This is a genomic window from Tenacibaculum piscium, from assembly GCF_021390715.1.
Taxonomy (GTDB): domain Bacteria; phylum Bacteroidota; class Bacteroidia; order Flavobacteriales; family Flavobacteriaceae; genus Polaribacter; species Polaribacter piscius.
Genome location: NZ_JAJGWT010000001.1, coordinates 614 through 22,459, shown reverse-complemented (window position 1 = coordinate 22,459; position 21,846 = coordinate 614). Strand labels below are relative to the sequence as shown.

At 30.5% G+C, this 21,846-nt stretch carries 17 protein-coding genes, 3 tRNA genes and 1 CRISPR repeat array; of the genes, 11 read left to right on the top strand and 9 right to left on the bottom strand.

The annotated features are described in order from the left end of the window. Nucleotides 1-14: 14 nt before the first annotated feature. The 6 genes from L0U77_RS00105 (at nucleotide 15) to cas9 (ending at nucleotide 8,002) form a co-directional block, all read left to right on the top strand. Nucleotides 15-1,043 (top strand): DHH family phosphoesterase, encoded by a 1,029-nt coding sequence (locus L0U77_RS00105; RefSeq protein WP_233897093.1) that lies wholly within the window; start codon nucleotides 15-17, stop codon nucleotides 1,041-1,043. Between the two features lie 37 nt (nucleotides 1,044-1,080). Then, nucleotides 1,081-1,590, top strand: coding sequence for a gliding motility-associated peptidyl-prolyl isomerase GldI (gene gldI / locus L0U77_RS00100; RefSeq protein ID WP_262909526.1), 510 nt, complete (start codon nucleotides 1,081-1,083; stop codon nucleotides 1,588-1,590). A 31-nt stretch (nucleotides 1,591-1,621) separates the two neighbouring features. Next, entirely contained in the window at nucleotides 1,622-2,347 is a 726-nt protein-coding gene (locus tag L0U77_RS00095) for a BamJ family beta-barrel-assembly machinery protein (RefSeq protein WP_101916473.1), read from the top strand. A 164-nt stretch (nucleotides 2,348-2,511) separates the two neighbouring features. Further along, nucleotides 2,512-3,558 (top strand): peptidylprolyl isomerase, encoded by a 1,047-nt coding sequence (locus L0U77_RS00090; RefSeq protein ID WP_193700284.1) that lies wholly within the window; start codon nucleotides 2,512-2,514, stop codon nucleotides 3,556-3,558. A 71-nt stretch (nucleotides 3,559-3,629) separates the two neighbouring features. Next, nucleotides 3,630-4,214, top strand: coding sequence for a phosphatase PAP2 family protein (locus L0U77_RS00085; protein ID WP_233897096.1), 585 nt, complete (start codon nucleotides 3,630-3,632; stop codon nucleotides 4,212-4,214). A gap of 368 nt (nucleotides 4,215-4,582) precedes the next feature. After that, nucleotides 4,583-8,002 (top strand): type II CRISPR RNA-guided endonuclease Cas9, encoded by a 3,420-nt coding sequence (cas9, locus tag L0U77_RS00080; RefSeq protein WP_233900554.1) that lies wholly within the window; start codon nucleotides 4,583-4,585, stop codon nucleotides 8,000-8,002. An 85-nt stretch (nucleotides 8,003-8,087) separates the two neighbouring features. Beyond that, nucleotides 8,088-8,582: a CRISPR direct-repeat array (repeat unit 36 nt; unit sequence GTTGTGGTTTGATTAAAGATTAGAGAAAACGATATT). A gap of 110 nt (nucleotides 8,583-8,692) precedes the next feature. On the opposite strand, the gene cas2 is transcribed toward cas9, so the two are convergent. Next, nucleotides 8,693-9,022: a CRISPR-associated endonuclease Cas2 gene (cas2, locus tag L0U77_RS00075; RefSeq protein ID WP_233900553.1), complete on the bottom strand. Its 330-nt coding sequence runs from the start codon at nucleotides 9,020-9,022 to the stop codon at nucleotides 8,693-8,695. After that, on the bottom strand, nucleotides 9,013-9,897 hold the full coding sequence (gene cas1 / locus L0U77_RS00070) for a type II CRISPR-associated endonuclease Cas1 (RefSeq protein WP_233900552.1): 885 nt from the start codon (nucleotides 9,895-9,897) through the stop codon (nucleotides 9,013-9,015). The genes cas2 and cas1 overlap by 10 nt, the downstream gene beginning before the upstream one ends. A 534-nt stretch (nucleotides 9,898-10,431) precedes the next feature. On the opposite strand from cas1, the gene L0U77_RS00065 reads away from it, so the two are divergent. Next, nucleotides 10,432-11,325, top strand: coding sequence for a hypothetical protein (locus tag L0U77_RS00065; protein WP_233897104.1), 894 nt, complete (start codon nucleotides 10,432-10,434; stop codon nucleotides 11,323-11,325). 107 nt (nucleotides 11,326-11,432) lie between these two features. On the opposite strand, the gene L0U77_RS00060 is transcribed toward L0U77_RS00065, so the two are convergent. The 3 genes from L0U77_RS00060 to L0U77_RS00050 all read right to left on the bottom strand — a co-directional run bounded on the left by L0U77_RS00060 (nucleotide 11,433) and on the right by L0U77_RS00050 (nucleotide 13,247). Beyond that, a complete protein-coding gene (locus tag L0U77_RS00060; protein ID WP_233900551.1) occupies nucleotides 11,433-11,858 on the bottom strand; it encodes a DUF2147 domain-containing protein in 426 nt (141 codons plus the stop codon). Between the two features lie 71 nt (nucleotides 11,859-11,929). Further along, entirely contained in the window at nucleotides 11,930-12,457 is a 528-nt protein-coding gene (locus tag L0U77_RS00055; protein WP_101916478.1) for a KdsC family phosphatase, read from the bottom strand. Between the two features lie 22 nt (nucleotides 12,458-12,479). Next, entirely contained in the window at nucleotides 12,480-13,247 is a 768-nt protein-coding gene (locus tag L0U77_RS00050) for a Rossmann-like and DUF2520 domain-containing protein (RefSeq protein WP_233900550.1), read from the bottom strand. A gap of 73 nt (nucleotides 13,248-13,320) precedes the next feature. Between L0U77_RS00050 and bshB1 the strand changes: the two genes are divergently transcribed. Then, on the top strand, nucleotides 13,321-14,037 hold the full coding sequence (gene bshB1 / locus L0U77_RS00045) for a bacillithiol biosynthesis deacetylase BshB1 (protein WP_233884109.1): 717 nt from the start codon (nucleotides 13,321-13,323) through the stop codon (nucleotides 14,035-14,037). Between the two features lie 96 nt (nucleotides 14,038-14,133). Continuing rightward, nucleotides 14,134-14,209, top strand: a tRNA-His gene (locus L0U77_RS00040). A 119-nt stretch (nucleotides 14,210-14,328) separates the two neighbouring features. Here the strand turns inward: L0U77_RS00040 and L0U77_RS00035 are convergent. After that, complete coding sequence (locus L0U77_RS00035; RefSeq protein WP_233900549.1) at nucleotides 14,329-15,231, bottom strand: lysophospholipid acyltransferase family protein; 903 nt, start codon at nucleotides 15,229-15,231, stop codon at nucleotides 14,329-14,331. A 92-nt stretch (nucleotides 15,232-15,323) separates the two neighbouring features. On the opposite strand from L0U77_RS00035, the gene L0U77_RS00030 reads away from it, so the two are divergent. After that, complete coding sequence (locus tag L0U77_RS00030; RefSeq protein WP_233884111.1) at nucleotides 15,324-15,968, top strand: rhomboid family intramembrane serine protease; 645 nt, start codon at nucleotides 15,324-15,326, stop codon at nucleotides 15,966-15,968. 546 nt (nucleotides 15,969-16,514) lie between these two features. Here the strand turns inward: L0U77_RS00030 and L0U77_RS00025 are convergent. From L0U77_RS00025 to L0U77_RS00015, 3 genes are all read right to left on the bottom strand, one after another. Further along, nucleotides 16,515-16,587: transfer RNA gene (locus L0U77_RS00025), tRNA-Gly, on the bottom strand. 44 nt (nucleotides 16,588-16,631) lie between these two features. Then, a tRNA-Gly gene (locus tag L0U77_RS00020) sits at nucleotides 16,632-16,704 on the bottom strand. Nucleotides 16,705-16,846: 142 nt separating this feature from the next. Continuing rightward, entirely contained in the window at nucleotides 16,847-17,293 is a 447-nt protein-coding gene (locus L0U77_RS00015) for a GNAT family N-acetyltransferase (RefSeq protein WP_233900548.1), read from the bottom strand. A 616-nt stretch (nucleotides 17,294-17,909) separates the two neighbouring features. Here L0U77_RS00015 and L0U77_RS00010 point away from each other — a divergent pair. Then, the coding region (locus L0U77_RS00010) for an Ig-like domain-containing protein (protein WP_233900547.1) at nucleotides 17,910-21,846 on the top strand (3,937 nt) is incomplete at its 3' end.

Below are 21,846 nucleotides of genomic sequence, written 5' to 3'. Positions count from 1 at the left end.
TATATTTGTCATCTATGATTTTAAAACACTTTACACAGCTTCAAGAATTTTTATCACAACCCAAAAATATTGTGATTATAGGACACCGAAATCCTGATGGAGATGCCGTTGGTTCAACCTTAGGATTGAAACATTATTTAGATAAAAAAGGACATACTGCGCAAGTTGTAATGCCAAATGAATATCCCGATTTTTTACATTGGATACCAGGTTCTGAAACGGTGTATCGTTTTGACCGCCAAAATAAACAAAGTGTTCGTGCTTTAGAGAAATCAAATATTGTTTTTCTGTTGGATTTTAACGCCTTACATAGAGTCGGTGGCGATATGCAAAATACCTTAGAAAAATATAAAAATGAGTTTGCTTTAATTGACCATCATCAACAACCTGATGATTTTAAGTATATGTATTCCGATGTTTCGATGTCATCAACCTGTCAAATGGTGTATAATTTTATTGAAATGATGGGCGATGTTGCTTTGATTGATGAAAATATTGCGACCTGTTTATACACAGGAATTATGACCGATACAGGTTCTTTTCGTTTTCGTTCAACCACGAGTAAAACGCATCGAATTATTGCCGATTTAATTGATAAAGGTGCGCAAAATGATAAAATCCACAGTAATGTACACGATTCAAATTCGTATAATCGCTTATTGTTATTAGGACAAGCCTTGAGTAATATGAAATTATTACCCGAATATAAAACCGCTTTTATTACGTTATCCGAAGAAGAAAAGAAAAAATTTAACTACGAAAAAGGGGATACCGAAGGCGTTGTAAATTATGCACTTTCGCTAAAAGGAATCGTATTTGCGGCTATTTTTATTGAAGATAAAGAACAAGGAATTGTTAAAATGTCGCTTCGTAGTAAAGGGAATTTTTCGGTAAATCAATTTGCGAGAAATCATTTTGATGGTGGCGGACACGATAACGCCGCTGGAGGAAAAAGTGATGTTTCCTTAGAAGATACTATTGCTACTTTTACAGCGTTATTACCTGAATATCAAAAAGTATTAGAAACGTCTTATGAAGGATAATCGTATTGTTACTAAATTTTTTAAAGTGTTTGTTTTTTTGATGATTTCAACCTTGTTTTCTTGTTCAGAAAACCAAGCGAGAAGACCCAAAAAACAAGGAACAACTAATTTTTATAAAGAAGTTATCGCTAAAAATAAAAAGTTAAACGCCTTAGAGAAAAAACGCCTAGAAAAATGGATTTCCAAAGATACACTCACTAAATATGAGGTTTCTAAAAGCGGTTTTTGGTATACTTATCTTGTGAAAGATTCTATAAATAATCCTGTAAAGAACCCAAAACCAACGCCTGAAAATACCGTGGTTTTTTCTTTTGATATTTCAGATATTAACGGAAATATTATTTATCAAAAAGAAGAACGAAGCTATAAAATAGATAAAGAAGATTTTATTCCCGCATTACAAGACGGAATAAAGTTGATGAAAAAGGGAGAAATTGTTACTTTTGTAATTCCGTCATACCGCGCTTTTGGCGTTGTGGGCGATGGAAATAAAATAACCGTAAATCAACCCATAAAAAGTACCGTTGCATTACTAGAAATTAAATAATAAATCAAAATAAACAACTAATACAATAAAAATGAAATTAACTAAAATTTTAGCAGGAGCTGTTTTAACGTTCTCTGTAGTATCGTGTGGAAATAGTCAATTTAAAACTAAAAGTTCATTAGCTACAGAAATGGATTCTGTAAGTTATAGTTTAGGGTTAGATATGGCAACTAAAATTAAAATGAATTTAGACGATGTCGATCAAGATTTATTTGTTCAGGGATTTAAAAATGGAATGGATTCGACAAACTTTTTAGTAGAAACGAAAGATGTCAATACTGTTTTAAGAGTGTTTTTTCAGAAAAAACAAGCTGAAAAAATGAAAGAACAACAAGAAGCACAAGCTGAGAAAGCAGCAGCCGATTTTGGAGATTATAAAAAAGAAGGAGAAAAATTCTTAGCCGAAAATAAAACGAAAAAAGGAGTGAAAACAACTTCTTCAGGATTACAATATCTTATTTTAAAAGAAGGAAAAGGAGAAGCACCAACTAAAGAATCACGTGTAAAAGTGCATTATCATGGAACGTTAACTGATGGAACTGTTTTTGATAGTTCTGTGAAAAGAGGAACTCCTAGTGAATTTGGCGTAGGTCAAGTTATCAAAGGTTGGACAGAAGGATTACAATTAATGAAACCAGGAGCAAAATATAAATTTTTCATTCCGCAAGATTTAGCCTACGGAGCACAACAAAGAGGTCAAGATATCAAGCCTTTTTCGGCATTAATCTTTGAAGTAGAATTGCTTGAGGTAAAGTAGTTTTTCGAAAATTACTTTAATTCATTACTTCAATTTATTCCGTTAATTATCTTAAAGAATCTATGGAGGTAATTAACTGAAATACAATTAGGTTAGCACTCGTTGCTAACCTAATTGATTGTTTATAAGCGTATCTAAAAGAATAAATAATAAATATCAAAATAATGAAGTTTTATAAAATTTTAATAGCCGTTATTGTATTGTTTTCAGCGTGTAAATCGGTTAAATATCCCGATTTAGAAAATGGATTATATGCCGATATCCAAACCAATAGAGGCGATGTTTTAGTGAAATTACACGCAAAAGAAGTGCCAATGACCGTGGCAAATTTTGTGTCGTTAGCAGAGGGAAATCACCCTAAAATAGCCGATTCATTAAAAGGAAAACCGTATTATAATAACACCGTATTTCATCGTGTAATTAAAGATTTCATGATACAAGGTGGCGACTTAACAGGTACTGGTAGAGGAAATGCAGGATATAAATTTGCAGATGAATTTCCAGTTGATGAACAAGGTAAATTACTTTATAAGCACGATAGTCCAGGGATTTTATCAATGGCAAATTCTGGAAAAGCAACCAATTCAAGTCAGTTTTTCATCACGCATAAAGCAACGCCTTGGTTAGATGGAAAACATTCGGTTTTTGGTAAAGTATTGGTCGGTCAAAATGTTGTTGATGCCATCAAACAACGTGATTTTATAAATGAAGTAGCAATTATCAGAATTGGAAAAGATGCTAAAAAATTTAAAGCAGCAACTGTTTTTGAAACTGAATTGGCCAATGTAACAAAAAATCAAGCCGAACGCATAGAAAAAATTGAAGCCCTAAAACGTAAATTTCAGCAAGAAAAAGGAATTGAGAAGGCTGTTAAAACAAATTCTGGTTTGCAAATTTTACAACTAAAAAAAGGAACAGGTAAAAAAGTAAATCCAGCAATAGCAACCACGGTTCATTATTCGTTATTTTTAACTGATGGAACAAAAATAGATTCAAGTCTAGATAAAAAAACTCCTTTTACATTTACGATTAATGATCCAAATTTTCCGTTGATAGCAGGTTGGAAAGAAGGTGTACAAACCATGCAAGAAGGCGAAAAATCTAGGTTTTTTATTCCTTATTATTTAGGATATGGCGAAAGTGGATTAGGACCAATTGCACCAAAATCAGATTTAATTTTCGAAATTGAAGTATTGAAAGTAGGAAAATAAATCAACAAGAATCAACAAGAATCAACAAGAATTAATAAGAATCAGTAAGAAAAAAGTAAGCGGGCAATTTTATGGAAGATTTAATGCAAGAAATTATACAAAAAGACCAACAACTTCTCATTTATTTAAATAATTTAGGAAGCGAAAAATGGGATTGGCTTTGGTTAACAATAACGAATCAATTTAATTGGATTCCTTTATTTATTTTTTTAATTATTCTGATTTTTAAATATCTAGGATGGAAAAAAGCCGTATTTACCTTGTTGTTTATTGCTCTTTTAATTACTTTTTCAGATCAATTTACAAACTTAATTAGACGTACTTTTGAAAGATTACGACCAAATAATAATCCTGCAATACAAGATTCTTTAAGAAGATTAATAAATCCTAGGAATTATAGTTTTACCTCTGGACATGCTACAACTTCTACAGTTATAGCTGTTTTTTTAATCATGTTGTTAAAAAAACACGTGCCAGCTATTAAATATTTAGCATTATTTCCCTTAGTTTTTGCATATAGTCGATTGTATTTAGGCGTGCATTTTCCAATCGATATTTTATGCGGTTTTATAAACGGAATGATTATTGGTTTTTTAGCATCAAAATTATACGAATTTTTATCGAGTAAAATATTTAACGAATTAAAAATTTTATAACAGAAAAAAGAGGGTGGCAAGAGTTAAAACCCTTGTTAAAAATAGCATTCAATCCTGACTTGCCGAAGTTCTTCTATTTGTGCGATGCTGAAATAAATTTAGCATGACCAAATACATAAGAAATATCAGAAAATAAAAAGACTATCCATTTTTAAATAAGTGGATAGTCTTTTATTTTGATAATTATATTCTTTTTTATAAAAAAAGTCCTACCGAAGCAGGACTCAAGATTTTCATCTACGGCATATAGCCTTATTGTGATAAGATTAAAAGATTAGAGTAATTTTTTCACATTTCAAATATAGAAAATTTTTTGATGATTTTTAGATTAAAACATTAATTTAGAGCAAAATAATAATTGCTATATTATGTCAAAAATACTTGGGTTAGATTTAGGAACAAACTCTATTGGTTGGGCGTTGGTTCAAAATAATATCATTTTAGGAATGGGAAGTAGAATTTTCCCCGAAGGTGTTGTAAATTTAGGTGAGGGAGAAGGAAGAGAAACTTCAAAAAATGCTAGTAGAACAGAAGCAAGAGGAGTTAGAAGGCAAATTTTTAGAAGAAGATTGCGAAAACGATATTTATTAAAAGAATTGGCGAAGCATAAATTATGCCCAATTTCCCCTGATTTAATTAAAGATTGGAACGGTACAGAAATTTTCAAAAATGAAGAATTGCAAGATTGGTTTAAATTAAATCCATACGAATTAAGAGCAAAAGCAATTCATCAAGAAATATCTTTAGTAGAAATCGGAAGAATTTTTTATCATATAATTCAACGAAGAGGATTTTTAAGTAATAGTAGAAGTGCTGGTGCAGATGTAAAAGAAACAAGTACGCTTTTTACAGGTGATGCCAAAATTGGCAAAACAGGAATTAGTAGTACGCTCGAAAATATCAAAAATATTGGAAATAGTGAAGAAAATAAAACACTAGGTTCTTACTTAAATTCAATAAAACCCAAAGAGAATGAACCTTATTCCGAAGATTTAGAACGCATAAGAAATAGATATACAACAAGGCAAATGTATATTGATGAATTTGAGCTAATTTGGGAATTTCAAAAAATATATCATACAGAATTAACCGAAAAACTAAAATCGTTATTTGGTGGAAGAAAAAAAGATGGCTATAAAGATGACGGTGTTTTATTTCATCAAAGACCTTTACGCTCTCAAAAACATTTAGTCGGTTATTGCTCGTTTGAACCCAAAAAAACAAAATGTAAAATTAGTGCGATTCCTTTTGAATTATTTAGAATTTATCAATGGGTAAACACGCTTTCTTATGATTTTAACGGAGAAAAACAAGAAGTTACACCCGAAGAAAAAGAAAAAATTATACAACTTTTATTATCCAAAGAAAAAGTTGCTTTTAAAGCAATAAGAAAAGTTATTGGCAAATCAGAAAGTAATTATCAATTTAATTATAAGGATAAAGATACTATTGTAGGAACGCATACGATAAGCCAATTATCCAACAAAAAGTTTTTTGGTAAAGAATGGTTTCATTTTTCAGAAGAAGAACAAGAAAATATTTGGCACGTTTTATCTTTTTTTGATGATAGGGATAAACTAAAAGAATATGCCTTAAAAAATTGGAATTTCGATGCTGAAAAAGCAACCGAAATTTCTAAATTTAATTTAAAAGAAGGCTATTCAAATTTAAGTAGAAAAGCAATCAATACTATTTTGCCATTTTTAAAACAAGGTTTTATGTTTGATATTGCCGTAGGATTGGCAGGTGTTAAAAATGTGTTATCAAAAGAAAATAATTGGGCAGAAAATGAACAATTTGTATTAGATAATGTTCCTGAAATAGTGCGTTCAAACATAAAAGGCGGATATATTGAACCGCTAAAAAATATGCTGAAAAATGAATTTAATTGTACCGATAAACAATTAGAAAAATTATATCATCATAGTAGTTCGATTGAAACGGAAATAATATTAGACAAACTTCCTGTAAATATAAATGCCGATAGAGAAATTCAAAAAATTAAAAATCCTGTGGTAATTACCGCTTTGTTTGAAATACGAAAATTAGTAAATGAAATTATAGCTACTTACGGAAAACCAACGGAAATAAAAGTAGAATTAGCACGAGATTTAAAAGCATCAAAAACCAACCGACAAGAAACCAGAAGAAGACAACAAATTTTAGAGCGTGAAAATGACAGAGTAAAAGTGGAGTTAGAAGGATTAGACCAAAGAACAAATCATACAAATATTTTAAAATATAAACTTTGGGAAGAATGTAATAAAACGTGTCCGTTTACAGGAAAAGTAATTACGTTAAGCAAACTTTTTACAGGAGAAGTTCAAATAGAACATATTTTTCCTTGGAGCAGGTCGTTAAACGATAGTTTCAACAATAAAACACTTTGTTTTGCTGATGAAAATAGGGCGAAAGGAAATAAAACGCCGTATGAATTTTACAGTTCGCAAGGTTCAGAAAAATGGGAAGCCATAAAATTACAGGCGTTAAGTTGTTTTAAAACAAAGGCTCATTATCCGAATTGTTATAATAAATTTAAGCATTTTGTAAAGCAAAAACACGATGAAGATTTTATAAGTCGTCAATTAAATGATACAAGATATATCAGTAAAGAAGCTAAAAATTATCTATCTAAAATATGTGCAAATGTAATGGTTGCTCCTGGGCAAATGACCGCCGTATTAAGGCATAATTGGGGTTTAAATACGGTTTTAAATAAAGAACAAGATGCGAAAACGAGAGCCGACCACAGGCATCACGCAATAGATGCGTTGGTGATGGCGTGTGCGAAAAGAAGTCATTTACAAGAATTAACGAAAAGAAATAGGTACCATAAAAATCATGAATTAAAAGATTTTCCGATGCCTTGGCAATCTTTTAGAATGGATGCAGAAACTGCAGTTGAACAAATTTTAGTATCACACAAAAAGCAGAAAAATTTAATAACTATTAGAACTCATAAAACTAAAAAAAATGGGGTTGAATATAAAAATTTAGGGGTTTCCGCTAGAGGGCAATTGCATAAAGAGTCGGTTTATGGAAAAAGAAAAGCGCCAGATAGTAGCGAAGCATTTCATATACGAAAACCGTTAGAAAGTTTAACCACAGAAAAGCATTTAGATAAAATTGTAGATGCAACTGTTCGATTACTTATTTTAAAACGAGTTAAAGAATTAGGCGGTTTTGTAAAAGGAAAAATACCTTCAGATACTTTTTTTAAAATTGATGAAAATGGTATAAAACAAGCACAAATATTTTTACCAAATAGAAACGGTAGCAAAGTACCAATAAAAAAAATACGTATTAAAGAAAATATAGGCGGAGCAGAAAAGTTAAAAGAAGATGTAAACCAATATGTGAATCCTAGAAATAATCATCATGTACTTATTTATAAAGATGAAGAAGATAATTTAAAAGAAAGTGTCGTAACTTTTTGGACAGCCGTAGAGCGTAAAAGACAAAAGCAAGATGTTTTTCAACTCCCTGAAGATGGAAAAAAAATTGTAACGACTTTGCAAATTAATGATATGTTTTTATTAGGTTTACAAAATGATGAGGTTGATTGGGATAATATAGATGCGAATCTTTTAAAAGACCATTTGTATAGGGTTCAGAAATTTACATCTGGAGATTATTATTTTAGAAAAGATAAAGAAAGTAATTTAGATGGTAAACTAGGGATTGCTTTTCATTATATAAAAGGTTTTGGAACAGGAAAAACAGGCTGGAAAACATTTAATCCAATTAAGGTTGGAATTAATAGTATAGGTGTTTTAAAAAAGCTTTAATTTTTTGTGAGGAATGAAAGTTCATTGACATTTTTTGATTATAGAAAACGATATTCTGACCTCAGAGTTATGAATCCTGCGTTCTGTTGTGGTTTGATTAAAGATTAGAGAAAACGATATTAAAAGAAGTAGTAAAGCATTTTGAGAATGCGTTGTGGTTTGATTAAAGATTAGAGAAAACGATATTTCGAAGCGTAAAATGACAGACGAGCAAAGGTTGTGGTTTGATTAAAGATTAGAGAAAACGATATTAGCAGGAAATTCAAAAATGATGGAAATTAGTTGTGGTTTGATTAAAGATTAGAGAAAACGATATTAAAATATGAAAAATTATATACAATTTGATAGTTGTGGTTTGATTAAAGATTAGAGAAAACGATATTAATTTCCTGTTGTTCCGTTGGTAGGTTCTGGTTGTGGTTTGATTAAAGATTAGAGAAAACGATATTCCATTTAAATATAGAGAAGCTCTTGTATTGTTGTGGTTTGATTAAAGATTAGAGAAAACGATATTCACACGGGGATTAACTATAAATAATAAACTGTTGTGGTTTGATTAAAGATTAGAGAAAACGATATTAGCAACTTACAGAACCATTGCTAATACTCGTTTTAGTAAGAAAATATCGTATAAAAAAATGCTTCTTATAAAGACATAATAGCTTTATTTGAAGCATTTTTTCATTCCTATTAGAATAATTCTAATTGTAACCGAGGCGGTTCTTTTGGTTTTTGAACCTTGCCCCAAAAATTCATAATATTACCAAATTGTTTATCGGTAATTCTTAAAACACTTACTTTTCCAAAAGGCGGAAGTAAATTTTTTATCCTCTTTTCATGTACATCAGTACTTTCACTACTCGCACAATGTCGCATGTAAACAGAAAATTGCATCATTGTAAAACCATCTTTTAAAAGGTTTTTACGAAACTGTTGGGCATTTTTTCTGTCTTTTTTTGTTTCGGTAGGCAAATCAAAAAATACAAATAACCACATAATTCTATAAGCGTTTAAATCCATAATTTTGGATAGATTAGTTTTCTGGTTTTTCCAGAAAAACATTGTTGTAAAGAGTTTGTTGTTGAGGTTAAACCAACCATTAAAGGGCTTTTTTTATCTTCAAAATAAACAGTTTGTGTTAATGTTTTTAAAAGTTCGGCTTTAATAGGAGTAATTAAATCGTGCTCATCATATTGTTTTATAATTTCTAAAACTTTTATGTCAATTAAAGGTCGGTAGGGTTCCATAATATCGTCAGCCAAACAAAAAGCATTGTATTTATTATGATGATGAATACCTAAGGTATTTAATAATCCGCTACCCGAAAGAGCTCTGGCAACGGCGGCTCTTAATATGGTATATCCATAGTTTAAAAACAAATTAGGATAACATCCATAACGTTCTCTTTTAAAATTAAAGTCAAATAGATGTTTCCAATAATAAGCGGCAGCAACAGCTTCTCTATTATCTGAATCACCGCTTAAAACAGATGATGCATATTCTTTTAATGGTGTTTTTTTTGAAGTAATATTACTTAAAACAGCCTCTTGATTTAATATTTTAGCCTTTACAACTTGTTGCCATAATTGTTTTTTTAAAGGTTCAGAAGCATTAACTTGATTTTTAAAATGCTCGTGTTGTATGTGGTGGTTATCTAAATTTAAAAGCATACTTTGAGGCATGTGTTTGTTATTGCAAAAAATTACGCTAACATTATTCGTGCTTAATTTTGATAAAGTAGGAATAGAAATATAAGTTTCCTGATTTTCGATAACAACAAAGCCTATATCTTGAATTGGTACAGAAATTTCTCTAGCTATTGTTTTTATGACTAACTGTTCATTTTTGGTGGTTAATGAGCATTTGTTTCCGAAGAAAAGAGTTCTTTTTAACATTGTTTTTGTTTTAAAAATAAACAATTAAATGATAGTGTAATATGTTAGTTTACAGTTTTTTAGTAGGTAAAATAAAGTTTTATATTTGTTGAAAATAAAATAGGTGTAGAGCCTGTTTAAAAATTAAATAAACTGTCAGTTCGAGTGATTTTTTTACTTCAAAAAAATTGTATCGAGAACTTATTTAATATTTAAAGTTAATTAAAAATCATCAACATAAAAGAATTCTAATTCTCGATACAATTTTAATTCCTTTTAGTCATTAAAATCACTCGAATTGACAAGAATCAGGATGCAAAACTGAAATAAATTCTCTTTGACAAATTCGATTTCTTATTTTTCTGGTACAATTTTTTTAAATGAAATTTAAACAGGCTCGTAGAATGATTATATGTAAAAAAAACATTAGTAAGACCGCTGAAAAAGTAGTAATTTTATCGGTCTAAAAAAAAATACCTAAAAATGGCATTTAAAAAATTCCAGCGATACAATCTGACAACAGAAAAAATTACGATTGTAGTAAAAAATTAATGTATGGAAATGATAACAGCATATGATTTTGAACTAAATCTGGAATTAAAAGGAATTAAAAATCCATCAAAAGTATTCAATCATTTAGCCGATTTTTATGACAAATTACTAATTTTAGACAAACACATTGTTTATAATATTTCTGTAGATACTTCCGTGGAATATAATTTAGTAGCGGTAGATTTTGAAACAATGACTACTAAAATAAAGCAAGTATTTTTAAATGTGCCTACTAGAAATCAGAGAGATATCGATAATGTAGCTTGGTTAGGAGCTTTGTTGGTTTATATAAAATACAAAACTTTAAAGGCGATAGAATTACAACAAATATCTTCTAAAAAAGGTTTAGACAAACTTACTGATGAAATAAATCGAAAAATAAAAAAAGAAGCGCCAAGTCATTTATTATTATTTTCAGTAAATAATTATTATGTTCTAAATTGTGTAAAAGCCTTTTCTGTGCAAGCAAGTAAATTGAAAAGAGGCGAGTATTTTTGTTTTAAAATAGGTAAAAATAAAGCAAAATTGACCAGTAAAAGTTTTATCGATGTTCCAAAGATTTTAAACGAATTAGGCGATGGAACTATTGCACAAGAACGTGTAGAGGTCTTAAAAATAAATACGATGGATTTATTATCAGACAGTTCTTGTTGGACACTAAAAAGAGAAGGTACGCCTATTGATGTTAAAATTACAGATGAATTTTGGTTATCAGAATATCACGCTCGTAAATTTGTGATTCAACCAAATGATTATTTAAAATTTAATTTAAAAATAATTCATACAACCTCGTCCAATACTCAAAAACCACAGATTCGTTATGAGGCGACAAAAATAATGGGAGTTATTCCGCCAAGTCATATCGAAAATCACGGACAATTAGAGATTCCATATTAATTAAAATATTTTTTAACATTCAAAATTTTTATAAAAAATAACACGAAATAACACAAAAAAACTCCAGTTTTACTGAAGTTTTTCGTGTTTTTTTATGATTTTTGATATTATTTTTTTCGATGCCAATACGCCGTTCTACCAAAAACAGCAAAACCGATATAGCCTCTAATTTTTAATTTATCAGTATTTTCAAGTTCGATATAACATTTATATTCTTTCCCGTTCTTAGGATCTACAATAGTTCCACCACTCCATTCCTTGCCATCTTTTTGTAAGCCTGTGAAAATATTCATGCCTAAAATCGGCGTATTTTTACGTTTTCCTTTACATTTATCACATACTGCTTTTTGCCTATTTTCATCTGTGATTTTAATGATTTTTGCAAAAGCTTTTCCGTCTTTTTCATATACTTTAATTACAGAATCAACAGTGTTGGTTTCTTCATTACGATTTTCCCATTCGCCAAAAATAGATTGTGAATTCATCGATGTTGTAATCATCAGTATTAAAATACTTAAAAATAATTTTTTCATGTTTTTAGGTTTTTTTAGGGTTTTATTAATAATTAATTAAAATAACTTCAAAAATTGCTCCAAAAAATTCATTAATCATACTGAGCATCAAAATTTTCAGCCCATTTTCCTTGTACTCTTAATACTTGTTCTAATACATCGCGTGCGCAACCTTCGCCACCATTTTTATCAGAAATATATTTTGAAATTTGCTGAATTTCTCGAACAGCATCATTCGGACAACACGGCATTCCAACTAATTTCATTACAGGATAATCAGGAATATCATCGCCCATATATAACACATTTTCTGGGTTTAAATTGTACTTGCTGATAATTTCATTAAATTGTTTAATTTTATCATGAGCGCCTAAATAAATATCAGTAATTCCTAAATTCGCCAAGCGAGTACGCACGCCTTCATTTTTTCCTCCAGAAATAATACAAACTCTAAACCCTGCGTTTACGGCAGTTTTTAAGGCGTATCCATCTTTAATATTCATTTGACGGACTAATTCGCCATTTGGGAAAACGGTAACAATTCCGTTTGTTAATACGCCATCGACATCAAAAATAAAGGTGTTTATTTGCGGTAATATTTCTTTATAACTTTTTTCCATTTTATTAATTTTTTGTATTAATTTATTTTTGAATTGAATCTTGAATTGAATTTTGAATTGAACTTGTAATTAGTTGATATATTGTTTGTTGTTCTTTATTTAATAATTCTAAATGATTTGCAATTGTTTGTGTATCATTTCTTTTAGCAGGACCAGTTTGTGCTTTTTCTGGTGATAATTTTTGAATCTTGAGTGCAGTTTCTTCAATTAAAGGATGTAAAATTTCAAAAGGAACGTTATTTTCTTTACAGATATCATTTCCGATTTTATACATATGATTGGTGAAATTATTTACAAAAACAGCCGATACATGTAAAATTTTTCGTTGTTCGGAATTGATAGTGTATATTTTTTTTCCAATTGAAGATGCTAATTTTTTCAATAATTTTAAATCTTTTTTTGTAGAGGCTTCTAAGCAAAACGGGATTTTATCAAAATTAATCTTTTTATCTTTTGAAAAACTTTGCAATAAATAAAAGACACCTTTTCTGCCATTATTTTTCAACGAATCCAACGAAACACTTCCTGAAGTATGTAGCACTAAGCTATTTTTTTTATTAATTTTTGAAGAAACTGCTGAAATAGCATCATCAGAAACGGCAATAATATAAATATCTGCATCGGCTAATAAATTAATGTTATCAGTAATCGCAACGCGTTCTTTCAAATGGATAATTTGCTGTATATTTCTAGCATACATTTGTGTTAATAAAACTTTTTTAGTTTTATAAAAAGCGTTTGCTAAATGTATGGCAACATTTCCACCTCCAATAATTACAATTTTAATCATAAGTACGAAGATATTGAATTTATGTGATGTTTTGTAGTGGTTTTTGTAAATTAGCCTATCAAAATAAAGAAACATGAAGTTAGATATATTAGCATTTGGAGCGCATCCAGATGATGTTGAATTAGGTTGTGGCGCTACGATTGCCAAAGAAATATCGTTTGGTAAAAAAGTAGGAATTATCGATTTAACTAGGGGAGAGTTGGGAACTCGTGGTTCTGCGGAATTGCGACATATAGAGGCTACCAATGCAGGAGCTATTTTAGGAGTTTCGGTGCGTGAAAACTTAGGCTTTGCTGATGGTTTTTTTATCAATGATAAGGAACATCAATTGGCGGTTATACAAATGATTCGAAAATATCAGCCTGATGTGGTGTTGTGTAATGCTGTTGATGACAGACATATTGACCATCCAAAAGGTAGTGATTTGGTATCAAATGCTTGTTTTTTAAGTGGTTTAATCAAAATTGAAACGACATTGAATGGTGAAATTCAAGAGAAATGGCGACCAAAACAAGTCTATCATTATATACAATGGAAAAATAGTAAGCCAGATTTTGTAGTTGATGTAACAGGTTTTATGGATAAAAAGGAAAAATCGGTGTTAGCGTATGCTTCTCAATTTTTTGATCCGAACAGTAAAGAGCCTGAAACGCCGATTACAAGCAAAAATTTTACAGACAGTATCAATTATAGAGCAAAAGATTTAGGCAGATTAATTGGTGTTGATTTTGCAGAAGGCTTTACATCAGAACGTTACGTTGCTGTGGATAAAATAACGGATTTGATTTAAAATAAAAATCAAATAAAAATCAAAAAAACTTAAAAAAACTTAAAAAAAGTTTTGCAGAACAGATAAACTGTTATATATTTGCACTCGCAATTAAATGGTGGTTGTAGCTCAGTTGGTTAGAGTATCGGTTTGTGGTACCGAGGGTCGCGGGTTCGAATCCCGTCTTCCACCCAAAAATAAAAATCCTTCTTTTTTAAGAAGGATTTTTTTGTGCATAAAATTTAAATTAGACAAAAAAAGGGCAGACCTATGTATGTGTCTGCCCTTTTTATTTTTTATGATATTAAAAAGTTATTTCTTTCTGATTTTAAGCCATTCTTCATATTTGTTTTTGTGCTTAAAACGTTTATGCGACCATAAATAAAAAGCGGGTTGTGCTTTTATATTTCTTTCTGTGATAGCTAAAAATTTATCTGTAATTTGATAATTTTCAAAATCATTAGGCGTATCAGTGATTAATTCAAATGTTGTTTCAAAATATCCTCGTTTTATTTTAGTGGTATTCATATTGATAACCACTAAATTATATTTTTTAGCTAAAACTTCAGGACCTGTGTGTACAGGTACTTTCTCGTTTAAAAAATGTGTCCAATATCTGGCTCTGGCTAATTGTGGGGATTGATCGCTTAACAAAATATATAAACTTTGAATATTTTTAGCTTGTCTTTGGCTAATTTTTTTATAAAATAACTGTGTTGGTACGCCGTCAAAACCGTATTTACGTCTTGATTTTTTTAATACTTTTTCAAAATAAGGATTCTGTAATTTAGTATAAGCTCCATAAGAACTGATATTAATTTGTTGTGGTAAAGCGAAAACCCATTCCCAATTTGCCTGATGCGCACCTGTCAAAACAATGCTTCGCCCTTGCTTAGCATATTTGTTTATTAAATCGGCATTTACATATTTGTAGCGTTTGTCTAGTTCTTTTTTACTGATAGCAAAAGATTTTATACTTTCAAAAATAATATCAACAAAATGACTGCTAAATTCTTTGGTTAATTGTTTAATTTCAGCATCACTTTTAGTAGGAAAAGCTGTTCTTAAATTGCTTTCGATTACTTTTTTTCGATAGCCGATAATATAATATAAGATGTAAAAAAAGAAATCTGAAAAAAGATACAATACTGGCATTGGCAATCTTGAAATTATCCAAAGAAAAGGATATACGAGTGCAAAAACTAAAAACTTCATATATTAAATTTTAAAAATGCAAATATCGTATTAAAATATGAATGATTTACTTTATTAAGTTTTGATTATGTTTGTAGCTCTAAACAAAAAATATGAATCAAATTATTGTACTATTAATAGTTGTAAATGTTATTATTTCCTATAAAGGATTTAATGATATTATTTTTTTTAATCGCTATAAATTTCAAATTCAGCAAATTATCAATGGTGAGAAAATCAGAATGTTAACTTCGGGTTTTTTACATGCCGATTGGATGCATTTAGGATTTAATATGTATGCGTTGTATCTTTTTGGAAAAACAGTTTTAGTTAATTTTGGAGTTCCTTATTTTTTGATTATTTATTTTGGAAGTTTGTTTGCGGGAAGTGTTTATACGTTATATCAGCATAAAAAAGATTTTTATTATAGTGCTGTTGGAGCATCTGGAGCAGTTTCTGGTGTGGTGTTTTCGGCAATTATGTTGTATCCTGATATGACTTTAATAATGTTTCCAATTCCACTTCCTTTGCCAGGCTATGTTTTCGGAATTGGGTATTTATTATATTCGATTTATGGAATGAAAAATCAGGCAGATAACATTGGTCATTCGGCACATTTGGGCGGTGCGATTGGTGGTTATGTACTTACTTTATTACTTAAACCAAGTGTTTTTGAAAACAATATGATAATGATTGGTATTATCGGAGTAATTATTGTTGGATTATTTTTATTTGGCGATAAACTGAAGATAAAATAATTTTATTACCGTTTTTAAAGATTTTTTTTTGAAGCAATTTCCCGCTTTCTGCACTCGCTTTTTTTTGAAGAAAAATCAAAAAAAGAGCTCAAACAAATGCTTCAATCGGGGCTAGGCATTTGTACTAAAAATGCGTCAAAGGGATTTTATTTTAGTTTCGCTTTCTTATTTTCCGTAGTTATTCTCTTTTTTTTGATGACTATTGTCAATTCGAGTGATTTTAATGACGAAAAGGAATTAAAATTGTATCGAGAATTTGAATTATTTTTTTTGATAAATTTTAATTGACTTTACTATTAAATAAGTTCTTGATACAATTTTTTTGCTGATATATTTTGTAGATGTGAACAGGCTTTTAAATTGATGACTAAATTTAGTAGATAAGTCTAGCCCCGATTGAAGCAATTGTTTGAGCTCTTTTTTATTTTTCTTTTGAAAAAATAAAAAAAGCGAGTGCGGAAAGCGGGAAGTAGCTACAAATAACTTTTCTATTGAAATATATGTAAAACAAAAAAATCCGAAAACATAATGTTTTTCGGATTTTTGAGCGAAAGACCAGGTTCGAACTGGCGACATTCAGCTTGGAAGGCTGACGCTCTACCAACTGAGCTACTTTCGCATTGGTAAATAAAGATTTTTAAAGTCTATCTTCTNAAAGACTTGAGCGAAAGACCAGGTTCGAACTGGCGACATTCAGCTTGGAAGGCTGACGCTCTACCAACTGAGCTACTTTCGCATTGGTAAAGATTTAATTGCAATTTCTTGCAATGCTTACTGAATGTATTTTAACTGTTATTAAAACAATAATAAAACACTATCGTTAAGCGGTTGCAAATATATAACAGTTTTTTAAAATTACAATAACTTTTTGTGTAAAATTAATAAAATTTCTCATCTAATCTCATAACTTTCAGAAAATGAAAGCCATAGATTTCAAAACCTTCATTATAATAAAATTTATGCGACTTTCTGTTTCCTGTATAGGTGTTTAATTCCATTACTTCACAGCCTTTTTGTCTCGTGTAATCATAAATCCAATTAAAAAATTGTTTTCCTAAATTTTTTCCTCGGTAAGTTTCATCAATAAAAACATGATCAGGCTCTACGCTTTTACCAATATAATGACGGGTACTGTGCCATAAACCACAAATACCGATTAATAAATCGGCATCAAAAAGACCCACGCATTCATAAGTTGGATAATTTGCCATCTCTAAAACACGTTCTTTTAAAATATCGTGAGGCGTTTTGGTATTTGCCTTTTTTAATAATGGAAGAATTATGAGTATTTCTTTAGTTAGAATTATCCTGAAATTAATGTTCATCTGAAATAAAAATAAAATATTCTATAAAAATAATTAAAAAAGTTAAAAATAGTGTTGAAATTCATCAATTAACTCATCGTCTTACTTGTATTTGGTTATTTTTTTAATTTAAGTCTTTTAAAATGCTTTAAAATACGTTTTTCTTGTTTTTTTGAAGAATTACAAGTGGAAATATTTTTTTATAGAAAACAAAAAATAATGTGACTTTTCTTAAAATATTGTGTCAATAGAGTAGAGCTATTAGGTTTGATTATTAATGTTTTATTGGAATTAAATATATCAATAAAATAAATTATTACATTTATAAAAATACAATATTTTATTAATTATATTGCTTATTTTTTAATTAGTTGGTGTTTTTTTTGGTTTATATATAGGAAAAAAGTATATTACGTAGTGGGATATTTAAAAAGAACGCTTTTTTTAAAAAATATATAACATAACATACACTATGTTATATATTTAACTAAATTAGCCCCGAAAACAAAATAACAATTTTTATTGAGTATAAATTATGAAATCCGTAATATATCATCAATAATAAAGTAAATAAATGATATCAGTAGGTGTTGGTGTTTTAAGTAAAACATCAAAGTTTAAGTTTAAAATTAATTTTATGAAAAAGAATTATCACTTATTAATAAAAAACAGGCTCTTATTTACAGGGATTTTAATCGTCTCTCTATTTCTGATGCCTTCGTTGGTGGTGGGGCAGGCTCTTAATTGCGGTCCTAGTGGAACGATTGTTGAAAATCAATATGCAATAGCATCTGCAGTTCATGAATACTCAGGTTCAATTGGTAATGTTTTTGGAGCTCCCGACAATACAGGTGGTGACTATTGGAGCAATATTGAGTTGGAGTTTGCTACTCCTTTTACCGCAGGGGCTGTTGTAACGATTAAAGCGAAAGCAGGGGGTACGGGTAATTACCTTATAGAATTTAGTGTTGATGGTAGTACTTGGGTTGGGAACTCTGGGAATTTAGCTCCGCTTACAACAAGTTATACTGATATAACATATACATTACCTGCTACTGCTGTTTTAAATTATAAATATATAAAAATTAAAGCAGCCCCTCCAGTATCCTCACAAATAGATGCTGTTACAGTAGGTACTACAAAGTGTAATCCGTGTAGTATTGCTACGGATGCTCCACAGTTTTCAAAAAATCCTACTGACCCAATTGAATGGCAAGCAACTTTTAATTTGAGTACTTTTGAAACAACGATAACTAATAAAGGTGCAAAAAATGTAAAATGGTATTATTTTTTACCAGCAAGTGTTGATAGTGAAATACCAGATGGTTCACAAGTTTTAGCAGGTACATATTATGCTATTTTTGAAGGTGATGATAACGGAAGCCCTTGTTATAGTGATCCAACTGCATTTACAATAATTAGCGATTTTGATGATGATGGTATTGTTGATGCTATTGATATTGATGATGATAATGATGGTATTATAGATAAATTTGAATGTACTTCTGATTTAACTTCTAGTGGAAGTTTTGAGTATGACCAAGCTGTTGATTTTTATTCAAACAACAATTGGAATGGTTGGAGTGTTAAGCAAGCAAGTGATGGAAGTTCTTATACAGTACATTTAGAGGAACAGTTACCTCAAGATCCAGTTGTTAATCTTGTAGGTAAAAAAGATGATTGGTTATTTCATGATTCGGTAGATTGGACAGAAGGACAGTATATAAATCAATCAGATAATGACGCTAATACTAAGCACCCAGTAATAAAAAAATCGACTACGGACGGAGGTGCTTTTATTATTTTTTCTAGAGGCTCTGAGGCTATCTCTAATGATTTAACAGGTTTAACTATAGGTAAAGTTTATGCATTTACCTATGAGATGGGGTTATTACCTGTGTATAATAATTCAGGTAATGTAGATAAATATATACCTTCTACTTATGTTGATATAACAGGAGGTAATGTTTTAACTAGTGATGATCCCGATTTTAGTGCCTACAGTATGGCTGATTTTCCAGTATCGGTAACTCCTAGTAGCTCACCTTTAGATCCTAACTGGAAAGTGTATAGGGTAATTTTTAAAGCAACATCAACATCTGTAAATGTAAAATTAGGGTCTAATAATTCAGATGCTGTAATAACTGTAGATGCTGTTGAAGTAACAAGATTTCCAGTTGACCCAATATGTACTAGAAGTTTAAATATAGATGCTGATGGCGATGGTTGTCCTGATGGAACAGAGGCAGGTTTAACAGATTTAACTCCTGCACAAATAGCAGAGGGTGTTGGAGCAAATGGTTTATATGATGCTTTAGAAACTTCGCCAGATTCAGGAATTTTAAAAGATGTAATTGATACAACAAAACCATATGATCCAAGTGTACAAGGTTCAGCATGTCCTCCACCAAACCCATGTACAGTTGGTGCGAGTACGAACGGTACACCAACAACAACCGATTCCGATGGTGATGGTGTAAATAATAGTTGTGATTTAGATGATGATAATGATGGTATTTTAGATGCAGAAGAAGATGCTAATTGTACAGGAAATATAGTAGAAGAAATCATTATAAATGAAACATTTGAAGCCGGTACAGTAGGAGCAGTTATTCCAAAAGGAAGCTTAGTAGGAGTGCCAGGGATTGATGGTTTGCAAGAAGCTTATAATTCACACCCAGGAAATACGAGTACTACAAATGTAGGAGAGTATAAATCGATTTCTGGAGTTGATGGTAATCCAAGTATTGTAATTGATGCAAATGGAGGAGGAATAGTTGATCAGGAGCAAATGTCTTCATTTATCGTTTTAAATAAAGTAAATTTATTAAACGGAGAGAAATATACTGTTGAAGCTGATTTTTCATTAGGATTACAAGATACAGGTTCAACTTTAACAAATGGAAGTAATGAATATGGTATTGCTATTGGTGCACCTGGTCAAGACCCTATTTGGCAAGAAGATTATGCTGGGGCTCCAGATGGAGTATTCTTATATGGGCATGGAAGTGTTTTAATTAGAGAACCTAATTCATCATTACCTAACTTTACAGCACCTCCAAGAGTAAAAGGTTGGTTTAGACAATCTACAACCTATTATGTTAAAGACAACGGATCTGGTATTTTACATTTATATGCTGATAATAAAGGTTATAAATATAATGTTTCAGGAGTTTTAGGAACAGCTTTTATAGCAAATGAAATAGATTTAGGTGCAGCAAGTAATTATCCTTGGTTAAATAATGCTGCTATTAGTGTCTCTACCGATGAATATGTCGATAATGTAATTGTTAAAATTAATCACTGTGATAATGACAATGATGGAATTCCAAATTATTTAGATACAGATTCTGATAATGACGGATGTCCTGATGCAATAGAAGCGAATGAAAATGTAACATCAGTACAATTAGATGCTGATAAAAGAATTGATATAGCAAACCAAGGAGGTGTAGATATTAATGGAGTTCCTAATTTGGTAAATTCAGGAGGAACTGCTGATGGTAGCAATAATACACAAGGACAGGGAACAAACACAAATGTATTAACAGCAACAAAAATAGAAGTAAAGACACAACCTACAAATAAGGTTATTTGTTTAGGAGGAAATGCTGTTTTTACGGCTGAAATGTTATCAAAAAGCACGACTATCTTTAATGCTGGAGTTCCAGATTATAGAGGAATTGCAGGAAATACAACAGGGCTTGTTTATCAATGGGTAGAACAAATTGAAGGAGCTGGATCGTGGAATGTTATAAGTAATGGCGGCATATATAGTAATGCAACAACCGCATCTTTAACATTAACGAATCCACCTTTAACGACTTCAACAAATAAATACAGGTTAGTAACAACGAGTACAAGTAATACGTGTTCGGAGGTAATTTCTGATGAAGTTTTACTTACTGTGAATGCGTTGCCAGTAGCATCAATGACAGGATTAGTAACACAACCAACGTGTGCTGTTTCAACGGGAAGTTTTCAAATTACCGGATACGATTCAGGAGATACATATGCATTTACACCATCAGTAGTAGGTATATCAGCAACCGGATTGGTAACAGCTAATACAGGTAGTTATACATTTACAGTAACAGATACAAATGGAACGGGATGTACTTCGGTAGTAAGTTCAAATATAGTTATAAATGCAAAACCTAATTGTGCACCAGTAGCACAGGATGATTCAGCAACAACAACAATCAATACTTCAGTAAAGGTAGATGTTTTAGCGGATAACGGAAACGGAATAGATGATGATGTTGATGGAGATACATTAACAATTACAGATATCAATGGAACTACTCCAGTTGTAGATACTCCAATATCAGTAACAGGAGGAACTGTAACTTTATTAGCAGGAGGAACATTAGATATTCAACCTGATGGAACAGGAACAGAAATTACTTTCCCATACACAATAAGTGATGGAAATGGCGGAACAGATACAGCGAATGTTGCTGTAACTATCGRTAATACACCACCAGTAGCACAGGATGATTCAGCAACAACAACAATCAATACTTCAGTAAAKGTAGATGTTTTAGCGAATAACGGAAATGGATTAGATTCAG